The following is a 17,324-nucleotide window of genomic DNA, read 5'->3' as shown; positions in this document are numbered from 1 at the left end:
AGACCGGGTTAGACAAGGCGCCTGATGCGCCTATATGAGCGGCGGGGCGGTACAAACGCATCCCGCCGTTCTTCGTTTCCAGGATACACCGATACGATGGCATCCGCAGCCGACCAGATGGCGCAGAGCATCAGCCTCGCGAAGTTCGCGCAGGCGACCGACCTCAAGAAAAGGCTGTGGTTCACGATCGGCGCGCTGATCGTCTTCCGGCTGCTGAGCTACGTGCCGCTGCCGGGGATCGACCCCACCCAGCTCGGCGTCCTCGCCGAGCGGATGAAGGGCGGCGTACTCGATTTCTTCAACACCTTCTCGGGCGGCTCGCTGTCGCGCGCCTCGCTGATCGCGCTCGGCGTGATGCCGTACATTACCGCCTCGATCGTGGTGCAGCTTGCCACCTCGCTCAGCCCGCAGCTTGCCGCGATCAAGAAGGAAGGCGAGTCGGGGCGCAAGAAGCTCAATCAATACACCCGTTACGGCACGGTCGCGCTGACCGCGGTGCAGGGCTATTTCATCGCGCGCGGGCTCGAGGCGGGCGGCGCGGTGATCGAGCCGGGCATGGTGTTCCGCATCGGCGCGGTGATCTCGCTGATCGGCGGCACGATGTTCCTGATGTGGCTGGGCGAGCAGATCACCAGCCGCGGCATCGGCAACGGCGTGTCGCTGATCATCATGGCGGGCATCGTCGCGCATCTGCCGACCACCCTGGTCAACCTGCTCGAGGGCGGGCGATCGGGTTCGATGAGCGCGGTATCGGTGGTGCTGATCGTCGCCGTGGTCGCGGGGCTGATCCTGCTGATCTGCTTCATGGAGCGCGCGCAGCGCCGCATCCTGATCCAATATCCCAAGCGTCAGACGCAGCGCGGCATGCAGGCGGATCGCAGCCACCTGCCGCTCAAGATCAACACCGCGGGCGTGATTCCGCCGATCTTCGCCTCGTCGCTGTTGCTGCTGCCGCTGACGATCACGCAGTTCGCCGGCAACCGCGTCTCGGGCGAGAGCCGCTTCGGTGACATCCTGATCGGGCTGAACCAATATCTCCAGCACGGCTCGCCGGTGTACATGGCGCTCTATGCCGCCGGCATCATCTTCTTCTCGTTCTTCTACACGGCGGTGGTGTTCAACCCCGAGGAAACGGCGGAGAACCTCAAGCGCTACGGCGGCTTCATTCCGGGCATCCGCCCCGGCAAGAACACCGAGAGCTATTTCGACTATGTGCTGACCCGCATCACGGTGATTGGCGCGGCCTATCTGACGTTCATCTGCGTCGTCCCCGAGTATCTGGTGTCGGCGCTGTCGATCCCCTTCTATCTCGGCGGCACCAGCCTGCTGATCGTGGTCAACGTGACGATGGATACCGTCACCCAGATCCAGTCGCACCTGCTGGCGCACCAATATGGCGACCTGATCAAGAAGGCGAAACTGAAGGGCGCGCGCCGCCGCTGAACGCGGGGCGCGGGACGACGCGACAGGGAGGCGTTATCTCGTGAACATGATTCTGCTGGGGCCGCCGGGGGCGGGCAAGGGCACCCAGGCGCAGCGGCTGGTCGAGGAGCGCGGCATGGTCCAGCTCTCCACCGGCGATATGCTGCGGGCGGCAGTGAAGGCGGGTACGCCGGTGGGCCTCCAGGCCAAGGCGGTGATGGAGGCGGGCGAGCTCGTCTCGGATGCCATCGTCTCGGCGCTGATCGGCGAGCGGATGGACGCGGGTACCGGCGTTGGCGCGATCTTCGACGGCTATCCGCGCACGGCGGCGCAGGCCGACGCGCTCGACCTGCTGCTGGCGGAGCGCGGGCAGACGCTCGACCATGTCATCGAACTCGAGGTCAACGAGGACGCTTTGGTCGAGCGGATCGTCGGTCGCTTCACCTGTGCGGTATGCGGCACCGGCTATCACGACACGTTCAAGCGACCTCAGGTCGAGAACGTCTGCGATGTGTGCGGATCGAGCGAGTTCAAGCGCCGTCCCGACGACAATGAAGAGACGGTGCGGACGCGCATGGCCGAGTATCGCGCCAAGACCGCACCGATCATCCCGATCTACGAGTCGCGCGGCCTGGTCCGGCGAGTCGACGGCATGGCCGAGATCGGCGCGGTCACCGCCGCGATCGAGTCGATCCTCGGCGATCGCTGAGGCGCGGCGCTGTCGGGGCACGGCGCGCGGCGAGGACGATCGCCGCGCTGCCCGCCAGCACCGCGGCCACCATCCCGCCGATCGCGAGTAGCCCCGCGGGCGTCACCTCCACCGCGGCGCGGGCACGAAGATGCGGTGTCTCCAGCGAGGCATAGGCGCGTTGCAGTTCCTCCATCTCGTGTGAACGCATCGCTGCGGCGCGGGATGCGTCGGCGCGTCCGGACGCCAGCCCGCGTCAGCGACCATGATCCTATACGGTCGTATTTTCACACACATGACCGAAAGTTCATGCGCCTGACACGCTCCGGCAGCGCCGCAGCGGGTAGGAAGAGGGCACGGGCAGCGATGGTCGCCGCCCGATCGCCGAAGACAATACGAACTCGTCACCTTCTCTCCCGGTGGTGACGAGGCCGGCGGAGGGTTCCCTGTCTCCGCCGGCTCTTCGGGTGCTTGGCGCCATTTCGCCGCACCGGAACGGCCTGCGCGGCTCGCCATTCTCCTGACAGCCCGTCATCCTGAACTCGTTTCAGGATCCACGTTCCCGCAAGCGCCGCGGCGGACGTGTGTGCGGCGCCGTGGGTCCTGAAACGAGTTCAGGATGACGCGAGGCGAGGGATGTCGGTCGCGCTCCCCATCACCGCTCCCACAGGCGACTAAGCCACCAGCGCTCTGGTCCCCGCGCGTGCGATACGCCACACCCGCGGCATGGATGCGCTGACCCTCTTCGGCCTGTTCGCCGTCACTTTCATGCTGCTGTGCTATATGATGGAGGAGCGCGCGCCATTCTGGACGCTGCTGTTCGCGTTGGGATGCCTGATGGGCTCCGCGTACGGCTTCCTTCAGGGCGCGTGGCCGTTCGGGCTGGTCGAGCTCGCCTGGGTCGTCGTGGCGCTCCGCAAATGGGTCGCGTTGCGGCGGCTGGCGCAGCGCGACTCGGAACCGCTTGCTTGACAGTGCGTTCCCGCGCGCTTATCCGCCCTCTCTTCCAACCTCTCACCCGTCGGCGTCGCACTCGTGCGCACGTCGCGTTTCCTGCGTTCGGCGGGGAGCGACTCGGGCAGGCGGGGGCGCGGAAGGCAATGCGTTGAGATGGGATGCGTGCAGCCATGCCGCACCCCGTGGAGCACAGGAGACATAACACATGGCACGTATCGCGGGTGTTAACATCCCGACCAACAAGCGCGTGGTGATCGCGCTGACCTACATCCACGGCATCGGTCCGGCCAAGGCCAAGGAACTGACCGAGAAGCTGAACATCACGCCGGAGCGGCGCGTGCAGGACCTGACCGATCAGGAAGTGCTGCAGATCCGCGAGGCGATCGATGCCGGCTACACCGTCGAGGGTGACCTTCGTCGCGAGACCGCGATGAACATCAAGCGCCTGATGGACCTCGCCTGCTACCGTGGCCTGCGTCACCGCAAGGGCCTGCCGGTCCGCGGCCAGCGCACGCACACCAATGCGCGCACCCGCAAGGGCAAGGCGAAGCCGATCGCGGGTAAGAAGAAGTAAATCGTCCGCGGGACGATTTGCACTTCTTCTCCGCCGGAAGGCAGGCCCGAGGCTGACAGCCCGCCGCCCTCCGTCTTGGAAATTCAGGTCAGGAACACCACATGGCTCAGGCACCGCAGCGCATTCGCCGGCGCGAACGCAAGAACATCACCGCGGGCGTCGCTCACGTGAACGCAAGCTTCAACAACACCATGATCACCATCACCGACGCGCAGGGCAACGCCATCAGCTGGTCGTCCGCGGGCATGATGGGCTTCAAGGGCAGCCGCAAGTCGACCCCGTATGCGGCGCAGGTCGCGGCCGAGGACGCGGGCAAGAAGGCCGCCGAGCACGGCGTCCGCACGCTCGAGGTCGAGGTCAAGGGCCCGGGGTCGGGTCGCGAGTCGGCGCTGCGCGCGCTGCAGGCGGTCGGCTTCCAGATCACGTCGATCCGCGACGTGACCTCGATCCCGCACAATGGCGTGCGTCCGTCGAAGCGGCGTCGCGTCTGATCTGATGTTCTTCGCGTGGCCGCTGACGAGCGGCTGCGTCCATTACCCGGTCGGCGCCCGCCAGCGCCGGCCCAACCCCAGGGGACGAGAGCTTGTCTGTCAACGCAAAGAACTGGCAAGAACTGAAGAAGCCCAACCAGCTCGAGAAGAAGAGCGGTGACGGCAAGCGCAAGGCGACCTTCGTCGCCGAGCCGCTGGAGCGTGGCTTCGGGCTGACGCTGGGCAACGCGCTGCGGCGCGTGCTGCTCTCCTCGCTGCAGGGTGCCGCGGTGACCTCGATCAAGATCGAGAACGTGCTGCATGAGTTCAGCTCGCTCGCCGGCGTGCGCGAGGACGTCACCGACATCGTTCTCAACGTCAAGCAGATCGCGATCCGCATGCAGGGCGAGGGGCCGAAGCGCCTCCAGCTCTCCGCAACGGGTCCGTCCGAGGTAAAGGCGGGCGACATTGCGGTGTCGGGCGACATCGAGGTGATGAACCCCGAGCTGGTGATCTGCCATCTCGACGAGGGCGCGACGCTCAACATGGAGCTCACCGCCGACGTCGGTAAGGGCTATGTCGCCGCGGTCAACAACCGCCCGGCCGACGCGCCGATCGGCCTCATCCCGGTCGACGCGCTCTACTCGCCGGTGCGCCAGGTGTCGTACAAGGTCGATCCCACCCGCGTCGGGCAGGACCTCGACTACGACAAGCTGACGCTGACGATCGAGACTGACGGCACCGTCACCCCCGAGGACGCGGTGGGCTATGCCGGCCGCATCCTGCAGGACCAGCTGGCGCTGTTCGTCCACTTCGACGATTCCTCGGTAACGCGGTCGGCCCCGGTCGGCGTCGCGGCGCCGGTCGCGTCGGGCGGCGAGGTCGCGAGCGACACGGCGCAGATCAACCGCTACCTGCTCAAGAAGGTCGACGAGCTCGAGCTTTCGGTCCGCTCGGCCAACTGCCTCAAGAACGACAACATCATCTATATCGGTGATCTCGTCGGCAAGACCGAGGCGGAGATGCTGCGAACCCCGAACTTCGGGCGCAAGTCGCTCAACGAGATCAAGGAAGTGCTCTCGTCGATGGGGCTGCGGCTGGGCATGGAGATCCCCGGCTGGCCGCCCGAGAACATCGAGGAAGTCGCCAAGAAGCTCGAACAGGAGATCATGGGCTGATCGCAGCGGATTGGCGCGAGCTAATCCGCGTTGCGTCGATCTGCCCGGCCGGCGGGTGCCGCGTCCGGCACCCGACCGACGCCGCGGCTTCGCCGCGGCGCCACCCGGTCTCCTATCTTATAGAGGCTCCCGCGGGAGCGACGTGACAACGGTGGGCTCAAACGTCCCCACCAGGCCCGGGGTACCTGAGGGCACCCATCGAAGTGCGACTTCGATGGAGCCCGTTCACGGCCCCCTGACGAACGAAAGGAAAGACCCATGCGTCATAGAGTTGGCGGTCGTAAGCTGCAGCGCACCTCGGCCCATCGCCAGGCGCTGTTCCGCAACATGTCGGCCGCGCTGATCAAGCACGAGCAGATCACCACCACCGTCGCCAAGGCGAAAGAACTGCGCCCGTACATCGAGAAGCTGATCACGCTCGGCAAGAAGGGCGGTCTCAGCAACCGTCGTCTCGCGCATGCGCGGCTGCTCGACGACGCGCAGCTGGTGAAGCTGTTCGACGTGCTGGCGCCGCGCTACGCCTCGCGCAACGGCGGCTACACGCGCATCATCAAGGCGGGCGTCCGCGCCTCGGACGCGTCGCCGATGGCGATCATCGAGTTCGTCGACCGCGACGTCGCCGCCAAGGGCCAGGACTCGGGCCCGGTGACGACCGACGAGGACTTCGACGTCGCCGCCTGATCGCGCGCGCGTTGCACGATCGCAGGAGGGCCGTCCCGGGATGCCGGGGCGGCCCTCTTGCATTGGGCCCACATGGTCCGCGCGTCCCGGCGCTGTCCTACACGGCGCACGCCTGCGACAGTGGCGCGATGTTCCCGCCCGAAGTCGTTCCCTTACGCTTTGCCGCGAGGCGGCCGTCCCGCGCCCACCCGACGCGGCGGCGCGAACCTGCCCGCGCCTCAACATTGTCAACATTCGCCGCGCACGCACCCGGCGTGCGTCTCAACATTCTCAACATTCGCGCCCCTTCCAAGCCCGGGGCGCAGCCGCTACACGCCCGCCATGGAGCATCCCGACAGCATCCTCATCGTCGATTTCGGCAGCCAGGTGACCCAGTTGATCGCGCGCCGCGTGCGCGAGGCGGGGGTCTACAGCGAGATCGCGCCCTTCCAGTCCGCCGCCGACGCCTTCGCGCGGATGCGCCCCAAGGGCGTGATCCTCTCCGGCGGCCCCGCCTCGGTGGTGGACGCAGGCAGCCCGCGCGCGCCGCAGGCGGTGTTCGACTCGGGCGTGCCGGTGCTCGGCATCTGCTACGGCCAGCAGGTGATGAACGAACAGCTGGGCGGCAAGGTCGAGAAGGGCAATGCCGGCGAGTTCGGCGAGGCCTATGTCGAGGTCGACGCCGCCTGCGGGCTGTTCGACGGGCTGTGGCAGTCGGGCGAGCGCCACCAGGTGTGGATGAGCCACGGCGACCATGTCGCCGCGCTCGCGCCCGGGTTCGTGCCGGTCGCCTCGTCGCGGGGCGCGCCGTTCGCGCTCACCGCCGACGAGACGCGCCGCTATTACGGCATGCAGTTCCATCCCGAGGTGGTCCATACGCCGGACGGCGGCAAGCTGATCGCCAATTTCGCGCGCCACGTCTGCGGGCTGGCGGGCGACTGGACGATGGCCGAGTTCCGCGCCACCAAGATCGCCGAGATCCGCGAGCAGGTCGGCAGCGGGCGTGTGATCTGCGGCTTATCGGGCGGGGTCGACTCCGCGGTGGCGGCGGTGCTGATCCACGAGGCGATCGGCGATCAGCTCACCTGCGTCTTCGTCGATCACGGGTTGCTGCGCGCGGGCGAGGCCGACCAGGTCGTCGGCCTGTTCCGCAACCACTACAACATCCCGCTGGTGCACGTGAATGCGGAGACGCTGTTCCTCGGCGGGCTGGCCGGGGTCACCGATCCCGAGGCCAAGCGCAAGTTCATCGGCAAGACCTTCATCGACGTGTTCGAGGACGAGGCGCGCAAGATCGGCGGCGCCGAGTTCCTGGCACAGGGCACGCTCTATCCCGACGTGATCGAGAGCGTGAGCTTCACCGGCGGCCCGTCGGTGACGATCAAGAGCCACCACAATGTCGGCGGGCTGCCCGAGCGGATGAACATGAAGCTGGTCGAGCCGCTGCGCGAATTGTTCAAGGACGAGGTGCGCGCGCTCGGCCGCGAGCTGGGTCTGCCGGACGCCTTCGTCGGTCGCCACCCGTTCCCCGGGCCGGGGCTGGCGATCCGCATCCCCGGCGAGGTCAGCAAGGAGCGCTGCGATATCCTGCGCAAGGCCGACGCGATCTATCTCGAGGAGATCCGCATGGCGGGTCTGTACGACACGATCTGGCAGGCGTTCGCGGTGCTGCTGCCGGTGCGCTCCGTCGGCGTGATGGGCGACGGTCGGACTTATGACTCGGTGCTGGCGTTGCGTGCGGTGACCTCGACCGACGGCATGACCGCGCAGGCGTTCCAGTTCCCGGGCGACTTCCTGCCGCGCGTGGCGACCCGGATCATCAACGAGGTGAAGGGCATCAATCGGGTGACCTACGATTACACCTCCAAGCCGCCGGGCACGATCGAGTGGGAGTGACGCGGGAAGAGCGAGCAGCCGGGGGCTGCTCGCCTGCGTCATTCGGCGGCGCCAGCCGCCGCGCGGTGGCCGACGCGCGAGCAGCCGCGGGCTGCTCGTCCGCGTCATTCGGCAGCGCGAGCCGCCGCGCGGCGGGCGGGGAAAGGGCGGACGGTGGCCCGTCCGACGACGCCCCCGCGCCGACCGCGCGGTTATGGCGTGCCCTCGCACTGGCGGGCCTCGCGCTCGCCGCGCCAGCATCGGCCGCGTTCGACAGCCCACCCGAGTGGACCCAGCCGCGCGCGCCGCTGCCGCTGATCGGCCCGATTACCTATGTCGGCACCCGCGGGCTCGGTGCCTATCTGATCCGCACCAGCGCAGGGGCGATCCTCGTCGACGCGACGATGGAAGAGAACGTGCCCGCGATCGAGCGCAACATCCGCGCGCTCGGGCTCAAGCTCAGCGACGTCAAGCTCATCCTCGTCAGCCATGCGCACTTCGACCATGTCGGCGGGCTAGAGCGGATGCGCCGCGACACCGGCGCGCGCGTGCTCGCCGGCCGGGGCGACGTCGCCTCGCTGCGTGCCGGAGTGCCGCCGGGCGAGACCGATTATGGCGTGATGCGCTTCACGCCGGTGACGCAGGTCAGTCCGGTGGCGGACGGCGAGCAAGTGTCGCTGGGCGACGTCACGCTGCGCGCGATCGCGACGCCGGGCCATACGCCGGGCTGCACCAGCTGGGTGATGCACGTGGTTGATCGCGGCCGGCCGCTGGAGGTGGTGTTCGCCGGAAGCGTCACGGTGGCGGGCAACCGCCTGGTGGGCAATCGTCGTTATCCGACCATCGCGCGTGATTATCGCACCACCTTCGACCGGCTCGATCGCCTCCCAGCCGACGTGGTGCTGCCGATGCACCCGGAGAGCGCCGATGTGTTCGGTCGCGCGCGCGCCGGAACGCTGGTGGCGCCGCGCCTGCTGCGAACGATGGTGGCATCGGCGCGCGCCGACTTCGCGCGTGTCTGGCGCGCGTCGTCGCGCGCGGGCGGGTGAGCCGCAAGGGCGTTGCGCGCGGTGCGGGCATAGGCTTGAGTGAAAACAGGTCGGCGATGCCGGCGACAACGACAACGGAGAGAGCGGATGCGGAGATCGATAAGAGCAGGGCTGGCCGCGGCGGCGCTCGTGATGTCGGGTGCGCCGGCGCTGGCTCAGTCGGCCGCGAGCGCACCGAATACGCTCACCGCGCGGGAACGCGCGCAGGGCTGGCACCTGCTGTTCAACGGCCGCGACCTCACCGGCTGGCGCTCGTATGAGGGTGGCGCGCCCTCGCCGTCCTGGGTGGTGCGGGACGGCACGCTGATGCTCACCGCCGCCAGCGGGCAGATGAGCGGGGCCGATCTCGCCACCGCGGAGCAATATGGCACGTTCGAGCTGACGCTCGACTGGAAGGTGGAGCGCGGCGGCAACAGCGGCGTGATCTACCTCGCGCGCAACGTGCCGCAGACCAAGCGCAGCTACGAGACCGGGCTGGAGATGCAGATCCTCGACGATGTCGGTCATCCCGACGGCAAGATCCCGTCGCACCACGCCGGCGCGCTCTACGACATCACCGTGCCGCCGGCAGGCGTGTCGCGTCCGGCGGGCAGCTGGAACCACGCGCGGCTCCTGGTCGAGCCTGGGCGCATCCGCCAGTGGCTCAACGGCGTGCCCACCGCCGACGTCTCGTTCGGCGACGCGGCGTGGAAGGAGCGGGTGGCCAAGTCCAAGTTTGCGTCCATGCCGCTGTTCGGCACCTTTACCAGCGGTGTGATCGCATTGCAGGACCACGGCGAGCCCGTGGCGTTCCGCAACATCAAGCTGCGCCGCATCGACCCGGCGCGGGCCGCGGCAAAGCGATGAGGCCGGGCGGAGCGGCGCGCGGTGAGCGCGCTGCTCCATGATAGGGGCGGAACGATCGCTTCGTGCCGGACTTCTATGGCAATGGCGCTGTTTTACTTTCAGTTCTCCGGCCGTGATCGCGATGTGGTCGGTACCGAATGCACCGACTTGGCTGAGGCGCGCAACGATGCGGTGCGCCGCCTCGGCGTGTATCTGTCCGAACATCCCGGCTATGCCGACGAAGGGCATTGGCGCGTCACGGTCGAGGATACGCAGCGCCGACCGTTGCTCAACGTGATCGTGGCCACGGTCGGGGTACGGGGCGCCCCGACGGTCTGAGCGACCGACCGCCGATACGATTCCTTAAGCACGCTACTGTAAAAAGTTACGATGGAGTCTCAGGCTCCACGTCGTTGTCGCTCCGGTAAGACGGGGCCGCGGCGGCTGGCTTCCTTCGCCCGCTATGCGTCATCCACGCGTCGGGCATTGACGCGGTTGCAGGCGCATGACCCGTTTCTCCTGGCTGAACCGACTGGCGCGCGATCGTGGCGCGAACGTCGCGGCGATGATGGCCGTGGCGATGATCCCGCTCGCCGCGCTGGCGGGCTCCGGCCTCGACGTGTCGCGCATGTATGTGGTCAAATCGCGCTTGCAGCAGGCGTGCGACGCAGGCGTCCTGGCGGGTCGCCGGTCGATGGCCAGCGACAGCAACAGCACGCTCGACGCCAATGCGACGGCGCAGGCCAAGACGTTCTTCGCCAATAATTTCGCTGCTGGGTGGTTCGGCGCCGCCACGCCTACCTTCACGCCGGTGAAGACCAGCGACCAGCAGGTCGCGGGCACCGCCTCGGTCCAGTTGCCGATGACGCTGATGAAGATGTTCGCCATGCCGACCGCGACGCTGACGGTGACGTGCAAGGCCCGCTACGACATCGCCGACACGGACATCGTCTTCGTGCTCGACACCACCGGCTCGATGGCTTGCCGTCCGGAAGACACCGATGCGCAGTGTGACAGCTATACCCGGTCCAATCCCGCGCAGGCCTATACGCGGCCGGCGAGCGATCCCGACGCGGCGGCGGGTTATCCCGGCTCGACCGGCTATGCCGTGCCCGAGACCACGGCGAGCAATGGTTCGCGGATGAAGGCGCTGCGCCAGGCGGTGAAGGATTTTGCCGCGATCATCGCCTCCTCCGTGGATAGCGGCACGCGCGTCCGCTACGGTTTCGTCACGTATACCTCGACCGTGAACGCGGGGAGGGCGATCTATCAGGTCGCGCCGAATTATCTCGTTGGGGCGAACGCCGGCGAGAAGTGGTGGTATCAGACACGCAAGCCGGACGGCGAGGCCGTCGCAAGCTGGACGGGCACTCAGAACACCAAGACGGAGCCGAATTGCCCCACGCTGATGGGCACGCGCTCCTACGGCACGGCGGGCACGTTCAACGCTACCGCCAAGGCGACTTATACGGGCGGCCAGTTCTGGGACACCAACGCCTGCTACGGCGATGTTACCCGCAACATGGTGCCGACCTATAGTTATCAGGCGCTTGAGTTCGACGTATCCAAGTTCATCACCGGCGTCGCGGTGCCGGACCCCAGCAAACTGCCGGCGATCGGCGCCACGTCGAAGTGGGACGGCTGCATCGAGGAGCGCTTTACGCAGGCCGGGGTGACCAGTTTCACCTCGTCGTCATACGACCTCGATCCCGATCTTATCCCTAACGGCACGCCGGAAACACGCTGGCGGCCGATGTGGGCGGACGTCGAATACAATCGCGCCGGTAAGGCGTCCGAGACCGGTAAGGGTGAGGATCACACCAACCTCGGCAGCGTGAGCCAACGAAGCTCGGGATTTTACTCGTGCGGCAAGCCCATGCGTCGCTTGTCGGTCATGTCCCTGTCCGCCATCGCTGCCTATGTCGACGCTCCGGACTTCAAGCCACTCGGCGGCACGTATCATGACACCGGCATGATCTGGGGAACACGCTTGCTCGCGTCGTCAGGTATCTTTGCCGGGGACAATGCCGGGCGCACCGGCCAGCCCGCGCCGCGCAAGGTGATCGTGTTTCTGACCGACGGCGTCATGTCGCCGGTCAAGGACATCTACGGCCTCTACGGTCTCGAGAACGTGGATCAACGCGTCAGCGGCGGCAACATGAGCAACCTCGCTAGCTATCACAATGCTCGTTTCCTCTACGAGTGCGGCCGCGCGCGCCAGCTCGGCATCGACGTCTGGACCGTGGCGATCGACGACGCGCCGAGCAGCCAGCTGACGCAATGCGCGCGCAACAGCGCGCAGGCGCTGTACACCACGACCGGCAGCGGGCTGTCCTCGATCTTCCAGAAGATCGCCAAGCAGGTCGCGATGCTGCGGATCGACCAATGAGCGCGCGCGCAGGGATCGGGCGTGACCGGCGCGGTGTCAGCACGATCGAGTTCGCGCTGCTGGCGCCCGTGCTGTTCATCGTGCTGCTGGGTCTCTTCGATCTCATGTACGGCGTCTATGCGCGATCGGTGCTGGAAGGCGCGGTGATCAAGGCGGGGCGTGACAGCGCGCTCGAGAACAACGCCGCCGACCAGAGTGCGATCGACAACAAGGTGCGCACGATGCTGGCGACGCTCGGTAGCGGCATGACGGTCAGCACGTCGCGCAAGAGCTATGCCAGCTTCTCTTTGGTAAAGCCCGAAACGTTCAACGATCAGAACGGTAATGGCGTGCGCGACACGGGCGAGTGTTTCGACGACATCAACGGCAACGGCATCTGGGACGCGGATCCGGGCGTCGGCGGGCAGGGCAGCGCCAACGACGTCACCAACTACACGGTCACGCTCACCTTCAACCGCCTCTTCCCGATGGCGGGACTGCTCGGCTGGCCACCGACCCAGTCGCTGTCGGCCACCACCTTGCTCAAGAACCAGCCGTACAAGACGCAGACCAACACGGTGGTGAGATCGGTATGTACGTGACGCACGCGCCCTTGCTCACGCGGCTGCGGCGCGATCGATCGGGCGTGTCGATGATCGAGTTCGCGCTCACGCTGCCACTGGTGCTGACGCTGGGCTGCTACGCCATCGAGACGTGCAACCTTGCGCTCACCTCGCTCCAGGTCAGCCAGCTGGCGCTCAACCTGGCGGACAACGCTTCGCGCGTCGGCAGCATGCAAAGCGACAATTCGACGCAGCTGCGCGAGGTCGACATCAACGACGTGCTCACCGCGGCGCGGCTGCAGGGCGCCAAACTGGGGCTGGCGACGCGCGGCCGGATCATCGTGTCCTCGCTGGAGGAGAACGGCGGCAAGCAATATATCCATTGGCAGCGCTGTCTCGGCACGGCGAGCGGCGCGGCCTTCGACTCGCATTATGGCACCACCCCGGTGGACGCCGGAACACAGAGCGGCCCGGCCTATGCCGGGACCCAGGTCGCCGGGATGGGCGGCACCGGCGCGCAGGTGACCGCACCGCCCGGCACCGGGGTGATGTTCGTCGAGGTGAACTATCTGTACAATCCGGTGATCAGTGCACGCTGGTTGAGCGCGGGAGTGCAGCAGATGCGCTACACCGCCTCGTTCATCGTGCGCGATCGTCGCACCTTCGATCAGGTCTACAATCCCGCGCCGACCGCGCAACGCTATACCTGCGACCGTTACACGGCCACCTGAGCCGCAGTGGCGAGTGCGCGACCGTTCCGTCCTAAAGGGGAAGAAAAGCTTAGTTCGGTACAATGCAGATTTGAGCGACGGAGAGGCGAAGAAGCGTAAAGCGACCCGTAATAACGTACGACGCGTGAGCGCGTCGGCGCGACATAAAGGGACCTCGCCATGCATCGCTTCACCCGAAGCCTCCTGCTCACCAGCGCGCTGACCGCCTTCGCCAGCCCCGCGCTGGCGCAGCAGCCGCAGCCGCAGGACGAGCTGCCGCAGGCGCAGCCGGCGACGGAGGCGCAGGCCGCCCCGACGCAGGACAGCGCCGCCCCGCCCGCGGAAAGCGACGACATCGTGGTGACCGGCACGCGCGCCGCCGGACGCACCCGGCTCGACAGCGCATCACCCGTGGACGTGCTGAGCGGCGCCAGCCTCCAGCGGCAGGGCACCACCGAGGTGGCCGCGGCGCTGGCGAACGTGGCGCCCTCGGTGAACTTCCCGCGCGCCGCGGCAACCGACGCCACCGATGCGGTGCGCCCGGCGACGCTGCGCGGCCTCTCGCCCGATCAGACGCTGGTCCTCATCAACGGGGTGCGCGGCCATGCCTCGGCGCAGCTCAACACCAACGGCTCGGTCGGGCGCGGCTCGTCGGCGGTCGATCTCAACACCATCCCGGTGGCGGCGCTCGACCGGGTCGAGGTGCTGCGTGACGGCGCCTCGGCGCAATATGGCTCGGATGCGATCGCGGGCGTGGTCAATCTGCGGCTGCGCGAGGCCCGTTCCGGCGGCGGCGCCACCGTCACCTATGGCTTCTACGACACCGACATCGACACCGCACGTGGCAGCCGCCACGTCACCGGCGAGAACAATGTCACCGCCTCGGCCTGGCAGGGCATCGGCTTTGGCAGCGACGGCTTCCTCACGCTGTCGGGCGAGTATAACCGCCGCCAGCCGACCAATCGCGCCGACTTCGATCCGCGCGTCACGCCGACGCGCGTCACCGGGCGGTTCGGTGACCCGGCGCTGGAGCAATATACGCTGTTCGCCAACGCGGGCGCGTCGCTGACCGACAAGTGGAGCCTCTACGGCTGGGTCGGCTACCAGGACCGCGACGTGCGCGGCACGGCCTTCCCGCGGTTGCCGGGGGTGACCAGTGGTTATAACGTCAACACACTCTATCCCAACGGCTTCCTGCCGGTAATCAACACCAAGTCGACCGACCTCAACTCGGCACTGGGCGTGCGCGGCGAGGTGGCCGGCTGGAACGTCGATCTTAACGTCAGCTACGGCCGCAACCGGCTGTCGTTCCGCACGCGCGACAGCGCCAATTTCGCCGCGGGCAACGCCTCGCAGACCGACTTCTTCGACGGTCGGCTGATCTACGACCAATGGGTCGCCGGGCTCGACGTGGCGCGCAAGTTCGACCTGTTCCAGTCGCTCAACGTAGCCTTCGGGCTCGAGGGCCGGCGCGAGGGCTACAAGATCGAGGCGGGTGAGCCGGCTGGCCAGCCGGTATCGGGCGTGTCGGCGGGGGCGCAGGGCTTCCCCGCGCTGTCACAGTCGAACGCGCTCGAGCGCTCACGTCGCAACGGCAGCGCCTATCTCGACATCGAGGCGCAGCTCACCGACGCGCTGCTGCTCGGCCTCGCCGGGCGGTTCGAGGACTATTCGGACTTCGGGTCCACCGCCAACGGCAAGGCATCGCTGCGCTACGATATCGCCGACTGGCTGGCGCTGCGCGGCACCGTCTCCACCGGCTTCCGCGCGCCGTCGCTCCAGCAGCAGTTCTTCACCTCCACCGCTTCGGTGGTGCAGAACGGCGTCCCCTTCCTCACCATTACCACGCCCTCGACCAGCGGGCTCGGCAATGCGCTCGGCGGCGTGCCGCTCGATCCCGAGAAGTCGACCAACTTCTCGGCCGGCACGGTGATCCGTTTCGGCGGCTTCGATCTCTCGGTCGACGGTTATTACATCAAGCTGCGCGACCAGCTGGCCTTGTCCGAGAACATCAACGCCTCGTTCAGCCCCGGCGTGGCGGCGCTGCTCAACCCCTATGGCGTGACCGCGGCGCGCTTCTTCATCAACGGCGTGCGCTCGACCACCCAGGGCATCGACGCGGTCGCGCATTATCGCCTGCGCACCGCGCGAGTGGGCGCGTTCGACGTCACGCTCGCAGGCAACGTCAACAAGGTGAAGGTGACCGACGTGCCGACCTCCACCGCGACGCTCAACCCCGCGCCGACACTGTTCGCGCGCAGCCGCGTGCTGACGGTGGAGCAGGGCACCCCGGGCGAGAAGGTCACCGGCACGATCGACTGGTCGCTCGACCAGGTCGGCGCGCTTGCGCGCGTGACTTATTACGGCGACGTCAACCAGCCCGGCAGCACGCTGTTGGACGATGTTCGCACCGGCCGCCACGCGGTGACCGATCTGGAGGTGCGTTATCAGGCGCTGCCCGGCGGACAGGTCGCGCTGGGCGTGAGCAACCTGTTCGACGTCTATCCGGACCGCACCATCCCGCGCAACAATTCGACCGGGGTGATCGGCTTCCCTTATTACTCGCCGTTCGGCTTCAACGGTCGCTTCCTCTACGTTCGGGCCGGGCTGAGCTGGTGAGCGATTGACCCTGCTGACGCGAAAACCTACGGGGGCGAGCGGCGCCCCCGTAGCTCAGCAGGATAGAGCGACGGTTTCCTAAACCGCAGGTCGTGAGTTCGAATCTCGCCGGGGGCACCAGCGCCCCAGGCGGAGCGATGTCGTGCCAAGCCTGAGTGCCGCGGTCGCGAACCGCGCGATGTCTACTTTCGCCGCGAGCAAGGCTCACCGAGACCTTCGCTCGTCACCCCGGATTGGGGCAGAGACGAGTGCCGGTGCCGGGCGTCCGACGGGGGATCGCTCCTCCTTACCGATACCGCACCATACCGGATTAACCGTTAGACTTAGGTCGCAGCGGCAGTTGGTAAAGGCGCGTCGCTAGCATCTGCTTAACCAGATGAGCCGCTGGTCCTCCTCGCACACTCGCATGGGGCGAGGGCGGGGGGTCCGATGGCGGTCGCGCGGCGATGGTCGACAGGGGTGGCAATGGTTGCGGCGGCGTGGACGCTTGCGGCGCCGGCGCGCGCGGGCACGCCGGCTGGCACGCAGATCGTCAACACCGCTTGGTTGACCCTCGCCAGCGATGCGGACACGCCGCGCGCGATCGACAGCAACACGGTGACGGTCGCGGTCGATGCGCTCGTCGACGTCGCCATCGCTGCGGACCAGGCGAGCGTCACCATCGCCGGCGAGCCAACGCCCGTCGGCTTCACCATGATCAACCGCGGCAACGCACCCGGCGGCTATGTCGTGACCGCCACGATCGACGTGACCGGCGCCAGCATTGCCGCGATCGTCGCCGACGCGGACGGCGACGGCCGGTACGATCCGGCGCACGACCGCGGCGACGCGGCGGTGACGCTCTCCCCAGGCGAGAGCCGTCACGTCTTCGTGCTGGTCGCGGGCGCGGGGAACGGCGCGACCGTTACCGCGACCGCCACCGCGCGCGCGGGCACCGGCCAGCCCGGCACGCTGCTCGCGGGCGCCGGGCCCGCCGGTACGGACGCCGTGATCGGTGCCACCACAGGCCGCGCCAGCGCCAGCAGCAAGCTCATCGTGGGCGGTGCCGCGGCGCAACTCGACAAGGCGCAGAGCGTCGTGGCGCCCGACGGCAGCGCGCGCGCCACCGTCGGCGCGATCGTCACCTATACGCTGGTCGCGCGGTTCGCGCGCGACTGCCCTGCGGTGGAGGTGAGCGATGCCATTCCCGCCGGTACCCGCTTCGTCGCCGGCAGCATCACGCTCGACGACCAGCCGCTCAGCGACGGCGGCGACGCCGACACCGGCCGGCTCGACAGCGGCACCGTCCGCGTCGCGCTCGGCGACATGCCCGCCGGCGCGACCCGCACCATCCGCTTTAAGGCCATCATCCTGTGAGGAGTTTCTC

17 protein-coding genes and 1 tRNA gene are annotated in these 17,324 nt (G+C 67.7%); 17 read left to right on the top strand and 1 reads right to left on the bottom strand.

Annotated elements, in window-relative coordinates:
- The first annotated feature begins 96 nt into the window (after positions 1-96).
- Together secY and ACMGDM_RS02950 are read left to right on the top strand one after the other, a co-directional pair.
- Positions 97-1,443 (top strand): preprotein translocase subunit SecY, encoded by a 1,347-nt coding sequence (gene secY / locus ACMGDM_RS02955; RefSeq protein ID WP_436802639.1) that lies wholly within the window; start codon positions 97-99, stop codon positions 1,441-1,443.
- 40 nt (positions 1,444-1,483) lie between these two features.
- On the top strand, positions 1,484-2,131 hold the full coding sequence (locus tag ACMGDM_RS02950) for an adenylate kinase (protein WP_436802638.1): 648 nt from the start codon (positions 1,484-1,486) through the stop codon (positions 2,129-2,131).
- Here ACMGDM_RS02950 and ACMGDM_RS02945 read toward each other — a convergent pair.
- A complete protein-coding gene (locus tag ACMGDM_RS02945) occupies positions 2,094-2,321 on the bottom strand; it encodes a hypothetical protein (RefSeq protein WP_436802637.1) in 228 nt (75 codons plus the stop codon). The two genes, ACMGDM_RS02950 and ACMGDM_RS02945, sit on opposite strands and share 38 nt — an antisense overlap.
- 515 nt (positions 2,322-2,836) lie before the next feature.
- On the opposite strand from ACMGDM_RS02945, the gene ACMGDM_RS02940 reads away from it, so the two are divergent.
- The 15 genes from ACMGDM_RS02940 (at position 2,837) to ACMGDM_RS02870 (ending at position 17,314) form a co-directional block, all read left to right on the top strand.
- On the top strand, positions 2,837-3,082 hold the full coding sequence (locus tag ACMGDM_RS02940) for a hypothetical protein (RefSeq protein WP_436802636.1): 246 nt from the start codon (positions 2,837-2,839) through the stop codon (positions 3,080-3,082).
- Positions 3,083-3,272: 190 nt separating this feature from the next.
- Entirely contained in the window at positions 3,273-3,641 is a 369-nt protein-coding gene (gene rpsM / locus ACMGDM_RS02935) for a 30S ribosomal protein S13 (protein WP_132909157.1), read from the top strand.
- A 101-nt stretch (positions 3,642-3,742) separates the two neighbouring features.
- Positions 3,743-4,132 (top strand): 30S ribosomal protein S11, encoded by a 390-nt coding sequence (gene rpsK, locus ACMGDM_RS02930; RefSeq protein WP_019516037.1) that lies wholly within the window; start codon positions 3,743-3,745, stop codon positions 4,130-4,132.
- A gap of 92 nt (positions 4,133-4,224) precedes the next feature.
- Positions 4,225-5,289, top strand: a complete 1,065-nt coding sequence (locus ACMGDM_RS02925) for a DNA-directed RNA polymerase subunit alpha (RefSeq protein ID WP_436802635.1) — start codon at positions 4,225-4,227, stop codon at positions 5,287-5,289.
- A gap of 258 nt (positions 5,290-5,547) precedes the next feature.
- Complete coding sequence (rplQ, locus tag ACMGDM_RS02920; protein WP_436802634.1) at positions 5,548-5,970, top strand: 50S ribosomal protein L17; 423 nt, start codon at positions 5,548-5,550, stop codon at positions 5,968-5,970.
- Between the two features lie 321 nt (positions 5,971-6,291).
- Complete coding sequence (gene guaA, locus ACMGDM_RS02915) at positions 6,292-7,845, top strand: glutamine-hydrolyzing GMP synthase (protein ID WP_436802633.1); 1,554 nt, start codon at positions 6,292-6,294, stop codon at positions 7,843-7,845.
- Positions 7,842-8,873 carry a subclass B3 metallo-beta-lactamase gene (bla, locus tag ACMGDM_RS02910; RefSeq protein WP_436802632.1) on the top strand — a complete coding sequence of 344 codons (1,032 nt, stop codon included), beginning with the start codon at positions 7,842-7,844 and terminating at the stop codon, positions 8,871-8,873. Before guaA ends, bla begins: the two co-directional genes overlap by 4 nt.
- An 87-nt stretch (positions 8,874-8,960) precedes the next feature.
- Complete coding sequence (locus ACMGDM_RS02905) at positions 8,961-9,719, top strand: 3-keto-disaccharide hydrolase (RefSeq protein ID WP_436802631.1); 759 nt, start codon at positions 8,961-8,963, stop codon at positions 9,717-9,719.
- A gap of 75 nt (positions 9,720-9,794) precedes the next feature.
- The gene (locus ACMGDM_RS02900; protein WP_436802630.1) at positions 9,795-10,037 is read left to right on the top strand and encodes a DUF6894 family protein; all 243 of its coding nucleotides are present in this window, start codon (positions 9,795-9,797) and stop codon (positions 10,035-10,037) included.
- Between the two features lie 166 nt (positions 10,038-10,203).
- Positions 10,204-12,087: a Tad domain-containing protein gene (locus ACMGDM_RS02895; RefSeq protein WP_436802629.1), complete on the top strand. Its 1,884-nt coding sequence runs from the start codon at positions 10,204-10,206 to the stop codon at positions 12,085-12,087.
- The gene (locus ACMGDM_RS02890; protein WP_436802628.1) at positions 12,084-12,668 is read left to right on the top strand and encodes a TadE/TadG family type IV pilus assembly protein; all 585 of its coding nucleotides are present in this window, start codon (positions 12,084-12,086) and stop codon (positions 12,666-12,668) included. Before ACMGDM_RS02895 ends, ACMGDM_RS02890 begins: the two co-directional genes overlap by 4 nt.
- Positions 12,659-13,360, top strand: coding sequence for a TadE/TadG family type IV pilus assembly protein (locus tag ACMGDM_RS02885; RefSeq protein ID WP_436802627.1), 702 nt, complete (start codon positions 12,659-12,661; stop codon positions 13,358-13,360). The genes ACMGDM_RS02890 and ACMGDM_RS02885 overlap by 10 nt, the downstream gene beginning before the upstream one ends.
- Before the next feature lie 159 nt (positions 13,361-13,519).
- A complete protein-coding gene (locus ACMGDM_RS02880; RefSeq protein WP_436802626.1) occupies positions 13,520-15,958 on the top strand; it encodes a TonB-dependent receptor plug domain-containing protein in 2,439 nt (812 codons plus the stop codon).
- 43 nt (positions 15,959-16,001) lie between these two features.
- Positions 16,002-16,078, top strand: a tRNA-Arg gene (locus ACMGDM_RS02875).
- A gap of 345 nt (positions 16,079-16,423) precedes the next feature.
- Positions 16,424-17,314: a hypothetical protein gene (locus ACMGDM_RS02870; RefSeq protein WP_436803617.1), complete on the top strand. Its 891-nt coding sequence runs from the start codon at positions 16,424-16,426 to the stop codon at positions 17,312-17,314.
- Positions 17,315-17,324 lie beyond the last annotated feature (10 nt).

Source organism: Sphingomonas larreae (assembly GCF_051400595.1).
Lineage (GTDB): Bacteria > Pseudomonadota > Alphaproteobacteria > Sphingomonadales > Sphingomonadaceae > Sphingomonas.
The sequence above is the reverse complement of the archived record's forward strand: the minus strand, read 5'-3'. Positions and strand labels throughout refer to the sequence as shown.